This is a genomic window from Cupriavidus sp. HPC(L), from assembly GCF_000307735.3.
In the GTDB taxonomy this organism is placed as follows: Bacteria; Pseudomonadota; Gammaproteobacteria; order Burkholderiales; family Burkholderiaceae; genus Cupriavidus.
The window spans coordinates 1-8,523 of the sequence record NZ_AMPR02000123.1 but is presented as its reverse complement, the minus strand read 5'-3'; the positions used below and the strand labels follow the sequence as shown (position 1 = coordinate 8,523).

Annotated in this window: 8 protein-coding genes; 2 read left to right on the top strand and 6 right to left on the bottom strand. The window is 68.2% G+C overall.

All coding sequences use genetic code 11. The annotated features are described in order from the left end of the window. Positions 1-105: 105 nt before the first annotated feature. Complete coding sequence (locus tag B551_RS09190) at positions 106-600, bottom strand: glutathione peroxidase (RefSeq protein WP_006580237.1); 495 nt, start codon at positions 598-600, stop codon at positions 106-108. Positions 601-690: 90 nt separating this feature from the next. Here B551_RS09190 and B551_RS09185 point away from each other — a divergent pair, with 90 nt between their 5' ends. Both B551_RS09185 and proC read left to right on the top strand, forming a co-directional pair. Next, on the top strand, positions 691-1,389 hold the full coding sequence (locus B551_RS09185; RefSeq protein WP_023263946.1) for a YggS family pyridoxal phosphate-dependent enzyme: 699 nt from the start codon (positions 691-693) through the stop codon (positions 1,387-1,389). Positions 1,390-1,465: 76 nt separating this feature from the next. Beyond that, positions 1,466-2,305, top strand: coding sequence for a pyrroline-5-carboxylate reductase (gene proC, locus B551_RS09180; RefSeq protein ID WP_023263945.1), 840 nt, complete (start codon positions 1,466-1,468; stop codon positions 2,303-2,305). Between the two features lie 113 nt (positions 2,306-2,418). Here proC and ubiA read toward each other — a convergent pair whose 3' ends face one another. The 5 genes from ubiA to B551_RS09155 form a co-directional block, all read right to left on the bottom strand. Beyond that, a complete protein-coding gene (ubiA, locus tag B551_RS09175) occupies positions 2,419-3,276 on the bottom strand; it encodes a 4-hydroxybenzoate octaprenyltransferase (RefSeq protein ID WP_006577617.1) in 858 nt (285 codons plus the stop codon). A 173-nt stretch (positions 3,277-3,449) separates the two neighbouring features. Beyond that, entirely contained in the window at positions 3,450-3,935 is a 486-nt protein-coding gene (locus tag B551_RS09170) for a Dps family protein (RefSeq protein WP_006577618.1), read from the bottom strand. Positions 3,936-4,094: 159 nt separating this feature from the next. Then, complete coding sequence (locus tag B551_RS09165) at positions 4,095-5,543, bottom strand: catalase (protein WP_023263944.1); 1,449 nt, start codon at positions 5,541-5,543, stop codon at positions 4,095-4,097. Between the two features lie 422 nt (positions 5,544-5,965). Beyond that, positions 5,966-6,916 carry a LysR substrate-binding domain-containing protein gene (locus B551_RS09160; RefSeq protein WP_006577620.1) on the bottom strand — a complete coding sequence of 317 codons (951 nt, stop codon included), beginning with the start codon at positions 6,914-6,916 and terminating at the stop codon, positions 5,966-5,968. A gap of 274 nt (positions 6,917-7,190) precedes the next feature. Continuing rightward, positions 7,191-8,523 (bottom strand): ATP-dependent DNA helicase RecG (locus B551_RS09155; RefSeq protein ID WP_023263942.1); only part of this gene is annotated, 1,333 nt, incomplete at its 5' end.

The following is an 8,523-nucleotide window of genomic DNA, read 5'->3' as shown; positions in this document are numbered from 1 at the left end:
GCTGCTCGAGCGGCTGCTGCGCGACCGCGAAACCCAACCGCCGGCGGGGCCGCCGCAGGACTGAGCGGCCGCTGGCGACGGCCGGCGCCGCCTCGGTGCGCTGGCTCAGTGCGCCGGCTCGGCCAGCAGCGTCTCGATGTCGGCCTCGATGTCCTCCGGCTTGGTGGTCGGCGCATAGCGCTTGTACACCGTGCCGTCGCGGCGCAGCAGGAACTTGGTGAAGTTCCACTTGATCGCCTCAATGCCGAGCAGCCCCGGCTTTTGCCCGGTCAGCCAGCGATACAGCGGATGCGCGTTGGCGCCGTTGACATCGATCTTGGCGAACATCGGAAAGCTGACCTGGAAGCGCGATTCGCAGAACTGGCCGATCTGCTGCGCATCGCCGGGCTCCTGCTTGCCGAACTGGTTGCAGGGGAAGCCCAGCACCGCGAAGCCGCGGCCCGCATGGCGCTCGTGCAGCCGCTGCAGCCCGGCGTACTGCGGCGTGAAACCGCATTCGCTGGCGGTATTGACGATCAGCAGAACCTTGCCCTCGAACTGCGATAGCGAGACCGGTTGGCCGGCCAGCGATTCGGCGGTGAACTGATAGACGTTGTCCATGGCGTGTTCCTGTCGGCGATTGGATCGGGAGCAAACACTATAATGGCCTACCCCTAGTTGCCAACCGTTTCTTTAGATGTTTGCCGAATCATGTCGGTCATAGCCGCGAATCTGCAAGCCGTGCGCCGGCGCCTTGCCGCCGCCGAACTCGAGGCGGGCCGATCGGCCGGCGACGTATCGCTGCTGGCGGTGTCCAAGACCTTCCCGCCGGGGGCCGTGCGCGAGGCCTTCGACGCGGGCCAGCGGGCCTTCGGCGAGAACTACGTGCAGGAAGGCCTGGACAAGATCGCCGCGCTGGCATCGTTGCGCGAGCAGCTGTCGTGGCACTTCATCGGCCCGCTGCAAAGCAACAAGACGCGTGCGGTGGCCGAGCACTTCGACTGGGTCCATTCGGTCGACCGGCTGCGCATCGCCGAGCGGCTGTCGGCGCAGCGCCCGGCCTCGATGGGGCCGCTGCAGGTCTGCATCCAGGTCAATATCAGCGGCGAGGCCAGCAAAAGCGGCGTGGCGCCGGCCGACGTGCTGCCTCTTGCCCGCGCGATCGCGCCCCTGCCCAATCTGCATCTGCGCGGGCTGATGGCGATTCCCGAGCCGGAGGAAGACATCGCGGCGCAGCGCCGCCCATTCGCCGCGCTGCGCGCGCTGCTGGCCACGCTGCGCGAGGATGGCCTCGCGGTCGACACGCTGTCGATGGGCATGTCCGGCGACCTCGAGGCGGCGGTGGCCGAGGGCGCGACCATCGTGCGCGTCGGCACCGCGATCTTCGGCTCGCGTCCGCGTCCGGCCTGAACCTGGCTTGAACCTGGCGGGCACCTCTCTGCCCATCTTCCGAACCCCACATCCAGACTCACAGCGAGACCCACCCATGCTCACCACCCTGACCTTCGGCTTCGTCGGCGGCGGCAACCTTGCCACCGCGCTGATCGGCGGCCTGATCGCCCGCGGCGTGCCGCCGACCTCGATCCGCGTCGCCGACCCGTATGCGCCGGCACGCGAGCGGCTGGCGCGCGAGCAGCGCGTGCATACCGTCGAGACGCCCGACGTCGAACTCGCCGGCAGCGACGTGATCGTGATGGCGACCAAGCCGCAGCAGTTCCGCGAGGCGGCCGAACAGCTGCTGCCGCATCTGCGCACCGCCGGCAGCCGCGGCCTGGTGATCAGCGTGGCCGCCGGCATCCGCCTGCAGGACATCCAGCGCTGGCTCGGCGGTCATGCGCGCGTGGTGCGCTCGATGCCGAATACGCCGGCGCTGGCCGGCAAGGGCATGACGGGCTTGAGCGCGCCGGCCAGCCTGTCGGCCGAGGACCGCGCGATCGCCACCGCGCTGGCCGAGGCGGTCGGCCAGTGCGTCTGGCTCGACAACGATGCGCAGATGGATGCGGTCACCGCGGTCTCGGGCAGCGGTCCGGCCTATGTGTTCTACGTGATCGAGGCGATGGAGCGCGCGGCCACCGAACTGGGGCTGACCGCGGCGCAGGGCCGCCAGCTGGCGATCGAGACGTTCCGCGGCGCGGCCGCGCTGGCCGCGCAGTCGAGCGAGCCGGTGGCCACGCTGCGCGAGCGCGTGACGTCCAAGGGCGGCACGACCTACGCGGCGCTGACGGTGCTGGAGCAATCGGGCGTCGGCGATGCCTTCGTCAAGGCGGTCCACGCCGCGGCGGCGCGCGGCGCGCAGATGGGCGAGGAATTCGGCAAGGAAGGTTGAGTCCGGAGCCAGCGCCAAGATCGCTGTGGTCCCCGCGCAGGCGGGGACCCAGCGGCTTTCAGCCGCCCCCCTTGGGAGTCGCTGGGTTCCCGCCTGCGCGGGAACGACAGGCTCTACCGCAGTGCGTAGGCCAGCGCGGTACCGGCGAACACCCAGGCGCCCAGCCAGTTGTTGTGCCGGAATGCCGCGAAGCACTGCATGCGGTCGCGCCCGCGGATCAGCGTGTAGTGATACAGCGCGGTGACGGCGGCGGCCGCCAGGCCGAGCCAGTACGGCCAGCCCAGCCCGAGCATGCTGCCGGCCAGCGCCATCAGCGCCAGGAAGCCCGCGTAACAGATCATGATCGCCGCGACATCGAAGCGTCCGAACGTGATCGCCGAGGTCTTCATGCCGATCAGCAGGTCGTCGTCGCGATCGACCATCGCGTAGGCGGTGTCGTAGGCGACCGACCAGAACACATTGGCGAGCAGCATCAGCCAGGCCACCGGCGGCACCTGCTCCTGCACCGCGGCGAACGCCATCGGGATGCCGAAGCCGAACGCGATGCCCAGATAGGCCTGCGGAATCGCGAAGAAGCGCTTGAAGAACGGATAGGTCGCCGCAACGATCACCGCGACCACCGACAGCCACTTGGTCAGCTCGTTGAGCGGCAGGATCAGCAGAAAGGCCAGCACGGCCAGCGTGCCCGCGACCGCCAGCGCCTCCCAGGGCTGGATGCGCCCGGCGGTCAGCGGCCGCTCGCGGGTGCGCTTCACATGCTTGTCGAAATCCCGGTCGGCCCAGTCGTTCATCGCGCAGCCGGCCGAGCGCATCAGGAAGGTGCCCACCACGAAGATCCAGAAGATCGGCCACGGCGGCGGGCCGCCGGCGGCCATCCACAGCGCCCACAAGGTCGGCCACAGCAACAGCAGCGTGCCGATCGGCTTGTCGATGCGCACCAGGCGCGCGTACAGGGCGAGACGTTCGAGCATCGGGGTCGGGCGGTGGGAGGGGGACAGCGGCACGGGCGGACGGGCAGGAAGCGGGATCGAGAATGAAGCCCAGCGGTTGCCGTCAGGTTCGATTGCCCCTGGCGAGGCCCCTGCTGCAACCTGAAACGATACGCCGCCGGCATCGGCGGCGCATCGTCACGACACCGGCCCGTTCAGGCCAGCATCGAGCGCAGCATCCACGCGGTCTTTTCGTGGGTCTGCATGCGCTGGGTCAGCAGGTCGGCCGACGGCTCGTCGGCGGCGGCCTCGACCAGCGGGAAGATCGAGCGCGCGGTGCGCACCACGGCCTCCTGGCCCTCGACCAGCTTGCGGATCATCTCGGTGGCCTCGGGCACGCCCTCTTCCTCCTGGATCGACGACAGCCGCGCGTATTCCTTGTAGGTGCCCGGTGCCGGATAGCCCAGCGCGCGGATGCGTTCGGCGATCGAATCGACCGCCAGCGCCAGTTCGTTGTACTGCGTTTCGAACATCAGATGCAGCGTGTTGAACATCGGGCCGGTGACGTTCCAGTGGAAGTTGTGCGTCTTCAGATAAAGCGTGTAGGTGTCCGCGAGCAGCTTGGACAGGCCCTCGGCGATCTTCTTGCGGTCCTTGTCCGAAATCCCGATGTTCACACTCATCTCGTTCTTCTTCGCCATGATCGATACGCTCCGTTCTGATGTGGCCACGACAAACTGCGGAAAAATGCGACGGGGCCGCGTGCGGAATCTCCGCCTGCGGCCCGGCATCGCATTATGGCATCCCGCGGCGAATGCGGACAAACCCGCACGCACCGGCTGGGCGCCATGCGACGATCGTCAACGTACGTTCAGCGCCTGCTCCACCCCCTGCGCGTAGGCCGGGTCGATCTTGCGGAAGTGCGCGAGCTGGACCTGCACGATGTCGGCCGGCACGCCCTGCATCGCCGCCGCGATATTGCCGAACAGCCGTTGGCGCTGGCCTTCGTCGAACAGCTGGAACAGCGCGCGCGGCTGGCTGTAGTAATCGTCGTCGTCCGCCCGGTGATCGAAGCGGTCCGCCACCGCGCCGACCGCCAGCGGCGGCTCGACCGCGCGCTCGCCGGCCGCGAAGGCGCCCTGCCGGTTCGGCTCGTAGTTCAGCTTGCTGCCCTGGTTGCCGTCGACGCGCATCGCGCCGTCCCGGTGGAAGCTGTTGTGGAACGGGCATTTCGGCGCGTTGACCGGGATCTGGTGGTGATTGACGCCGAGCCGGTAGCGCTGCGTGTCGCCGTACGAGAACAGCCGCCCTTGCAGCATCCGGTCCGGCGAGAAACCGATGCCAGGCACGATGTTGGACGGGTTCATCGCGACCTGCTCGACCTCGGCGAAGTAATTGTCCGGGTTGCGGTTCAGTTCCAGCACGCCGACGTCGATCAGCGGGTAGTCGGCATGCGGCCAGACCTTGGTCAGGTCGAACGGATTGATCCGATAGGTCGCCGCGTCGGCCTCCGGCATGATCTGTACCTGCAGCTTCCAGCGCGGGAAATTGCCCTGCTCGATGTGTTCGTACAGGTCGCGCTGCGCGCTCTCGCGGTCGCCGGCCACGACCTTCGCCGCTTCCTCGTTGGTCCAGTTGGCGATGCCCTGCTGCGACTTGAAGTGGAACTTGACCCAGAAGCGCTCGCCGGCGGCGTTGATGAACGAGTAGGTGTGCGAGCCGAAGCCGTGCATCTGCCGGTAGTTCTGCGGCAGGCCGCGATCGCTCATCAGGATGGTGACCTGGTGCAGCGATTCCGGATGGCGCGACCAGAAGTCCCAGACCGCGATCGGGTCACGCAGATTGGTGCGCGGATTGCGCTTCTGCGTGTGGATGAAGTCGGGGAATTTCAGCGGATCGCGGACGAAGAACACCGGCGTGTTGTTGCCGACCACGTCCCAGTTGCCCTCGTCGGTATAGAACTTGACCGAGAAGCCGCGCACGTCGCGCTCGGCATCGGCGGCGCCGCGCTCGCCGGCCACCGTCGAGAAGCGCAGGAACAGCGGGGTCTGCTTGCCGACCTCGGCGAAGATCGAGGCTTTGGTGTACTGCGTGATGTCGTGCGTCACCGTGAAGGTGCCGTGGGCGCCCGAGCCCTTGGCATGCACGCGGCGCTCGGGAATGACTTCGCGGTCGAAGTGGGCGAGCTTCTCCAGGAACCAGACGTCCTGCAGCAGCATCGGACCGCGCACGCCGGCGGTCAGCGAATTCTGGTTGTCGGCGACCGGCGCGCCGGCGGCGGTGGTGAGGATGTCCTTGTCCTTGCTCATCGTGACCTCTGCTGGTGGGGATACGGGGATTACGGAGATACGGGGGGTACGCGGAACGGCTGCGCAAAACGGCTGCGCCAACGCGCGCGAGACTACGCGCCGTTTGCGATGCCGCCGTGACGCCGCGTTCGCCGGCCGTCAATAGACGGTGGCGAAACAGGCCAGGCAGTCGGTCAGCTGACGGCGCAGGTCGCGCCAGACGGCGCCCGGGGCGGGCAACGACAAGGGACGATTGCGGTTCATGCTGACTCCTTCTGCGAGCGGTATCGTGCGTCGATGGAAGGAGTTTAACAATCACCTATTGGTATGAGAATTTAATTATTTAAAACTATGATATAGCGTAAAGCTAACAGCGCCTTTGCAAGGCAATGCGGTCCCCGCCTGCGCGGGGACGACCGTGGATGCAGCGGGATGGGAAAGGGTCAGGCCGCCTTGGCCAGCGCGTCCGGCGTCAGCTTGCGCACGCCCGGCAGATCGCAGGCCGCGACCGCCGCGCACAGCGCTTCCATCGCCGGCAGCCGGGTGAAGCTCTTGCGCCAGGCCAGCACGACGCGGCGATCGGGCACCGGCTCGGCGAACGGCACGTAGGACAGCAGATCGTTGCCGGCCTGCAGGTCCGGCACCGAGGTACGCGGCAGCACGGTAATGCCGACGCCGCTGGCGACCATATGGCGGATGGTCTCGAGCGACGAGCCCTCGAAGGTCTTCTGGATGCCGTCGGCCGCCTGCGAGAAGCGCGACAGCTCCGGGCAGACGCCCAGCACATGGTCGCGGAAGCAGTGGCCGCTGCCCAGCAGCAGCATGGTCTGCTGCTTCAGTTCGTCGGGCGCGACGTGCTCGGCCTTTTCCAGCTGATGGCCGCGCGGCACCGCGACGACGAAGGGCTCGTCGTACAGCGGCCGCACCGTCAGGCCCGAGTCGGGGAACGGCTCGGCCATGATCGCGCAGTCGATCTCGCCCTGCTTGAGCAGCTCGATCAGCTTGACCGTGTAGTTCTCCTGCAGCATCAGCGGCATCTGCGGGACGGTCTGGATCATCTGCTTGACCAGCGCCGGCAACAGGTACGGCCCGATCGTGTAGATCACGCCGACCCGCAGCGGTCCGGCCAGCGGATCCTTGCCCTGCTTGGCGATCTCGCGGATCGCCATGGTCTGCTCCAGCACCCGCTGCGCCTGCGCGACGATCTGCTCGCCGACCGCGGTCACCGACACCTCGGAGGTACCGCGCTCGAAGATCTGCACGTTCAGCTCGTCTTCCAGCTTCTTGATCGCCACCGACAGCGTCGGCTGCGACACGAAGCAAGCCTCGGCGGCGCGGCCGAAATGGCGCTCTCGCGCGACGGCAACGATGTACTTCAGTTCGGTCAGCGTCATGTCGTATCGGCTTGGGACGGTTGCGGTGGAGCGGGCGATTCTCGCGAGATTGCCAGACGTTGCTGTACGTTGCCGGACGTGTCCCGGCGGACCGGTGCGGCCGGCGGGACGTTCGAATCGCCGCGAAAGCACGTGACAGAAGTGCTTCGCAAATTATCGCTTTTCGGAAGCGATAGATTTTACCTTCGAATCGAGGTTCTGTCAGAGCCGCGCGGCAAAGCGGCGCCGGCTGCTCTTGCCTGCGACGCCCCGCCGGGGGCCGCCGCAGGCGATTTCAAGCCTTCAGAAAGTGCTCCCGCCCACCGAGCCAGCGCGACAGGTGCGCCTGCGCCGCCTCCGGGTAGCGGCCCAGCAGCAGCTCGGCGGCCTGCTGCGCCGGTTCGACCAGCCAGGCGTCGGTCTCGAGGTCGGCGAAGCGCAGCATCGCCTCGCCGGACTGGCGCGCCCCGAGGAATTCGCCCGGCCCGCGGATCTGCAGGTCGCGCCGCGCGATCTCGAAGCCGTCGGTGGTCTCGCGCATCGTCGCCAGCCGCTGCTTGGCGGTGGGCGACAGCGGCGCCTGGTACATCAGCAGGCAGACCGACTCGGCGCTGCCCCGGCCGACGCGGCCGCGCAGCTGGTGCAACTGCGCGAGGCCGAAGCGCTCGGCATGCTCGATCACCATCAGCGAGGCATTGGGCACGTCGACGCCGACCTCGATCACCGTGGTAGCGACCAGTACCTGCAGACGGTTGGCCGAGAACGCGTCCATCACCGCGGCCTTCTCGGCCGGCGGCAGCCGGCCATGGACCAGCCCGACCTTCAGGTCCGGCAAGGCGGCGGCCAGCGTCTCGAAGGTTTCCTGCGCGGTCTGCAGCTGCAGCGCCTCGCTCTCCTCGATCAGCGGGCAGACCCAGTAGACCTGCCGGCCCTGGGCGGCGGCGTGGTGCACGCGCTCGATCACCTCGTCGCGGCGGGCGTCGTTGACCAGCCGCGTGACCACCGGACTGCGGCCGGGCGGCAGTTCGTCGATCACCGAGACGTCGAGGTCGGCGTAATAGGTCATCGCCAGCGTGCGCGGGATCGGCGTGGCCGACATCATCAGCTGGTGCGGTACCGTGGCGGGCTCGTCGGACTGTTGCGCAGTCGCGGCGCCGTGCTGGTCCGGCCCTTCCACGCCGTCGGCCTTGCCGCGCAGCGCCAGCCGCTGCGCCACGCCGAAGCGATGCTGCTCGTCGACGACCGACAGGCCCAGCCTGGCGAAGCGCACCGCGTCCTGGATCAGCGCATGGGTGCCGATCGCCAGTTGCGCCTGGCCCGATTCGACCCGCGCCACGGCCTCGCGCTTTTCCGTGCGCTTCAGGCTGCCGGCCAGCCACACCACCTCGACGCCCAACGGCGCCAGCCAGCCCGACAGCTTGCGGTAGTGCTGCTCGGCCAGGATCTCGGTCGGCGCCATCAGCGCGGCCTGGTAGCCGGCGTCGATCGCCTGGCAGGCGGCCAGCGCGGCGACGATGGTCTTGCCGCTGCCGACGTCGCCCTGCAACAGCCGGTGCATCGGGTGCGGCGCGCCCATGTCGGCGGCGATCTCCCTGACCACGCGCTGCTGCGCGCCGGTCAGCGCGAAC

Excerpts from the sequence above, each read along its gene's own strand:
- B551_RS09170 (WP_006577618.1), bottom strand. The coding sequence starts at position 3,935 with ATGGCGAAGAAGAACGAGATGAGTGTGAACATCGGGATTTCGGACAAG.
- ubiA (WP_006577617.1), bottom strand. The coding sequence starts at position 3,276 with ATGCTCGAACGTCTCGCCCTGTACGCGCGCCTGGTGCGCATCGACAAG.
- B551_RS09190 (WP_006580237.1), bottom strand. The coding sequence starts at position 600 with ATGGACAACGTCTATCAGTTCACCGCCGAATCGCTGGCCGGCCAACCG.
- B551_RS09185 (WP_023263946.1), top strand. The coding sequence starts at position 691 with ATGTCGGTCATAGCCGCGAATCTGCAAGCCGTGCGCCGGCGCCTTGCC.
- B551_RS09160 (WP_006577620.1), bottom strand. The coding sequence starts at position 6,916 with ATGACGCTGACCGAACTGAAGTACATCGTTGCCGTCGCGCGAGAGCGC.
- B551_RS09165 (WP_023263944.1), bottom strand. The coding sequence starts at position 5,543 with ATGAGCAAGGACAAGGACATCCTCACCACCGCCGCCGGCGCGCCGGTC.
- proC (WP_023263945.1), top strand. The coding sequence starts at position 1,466 with ATGCTCACCACCCTGACCTTCGGCTTCGTCGGCGGCGGCAACCTTGCC.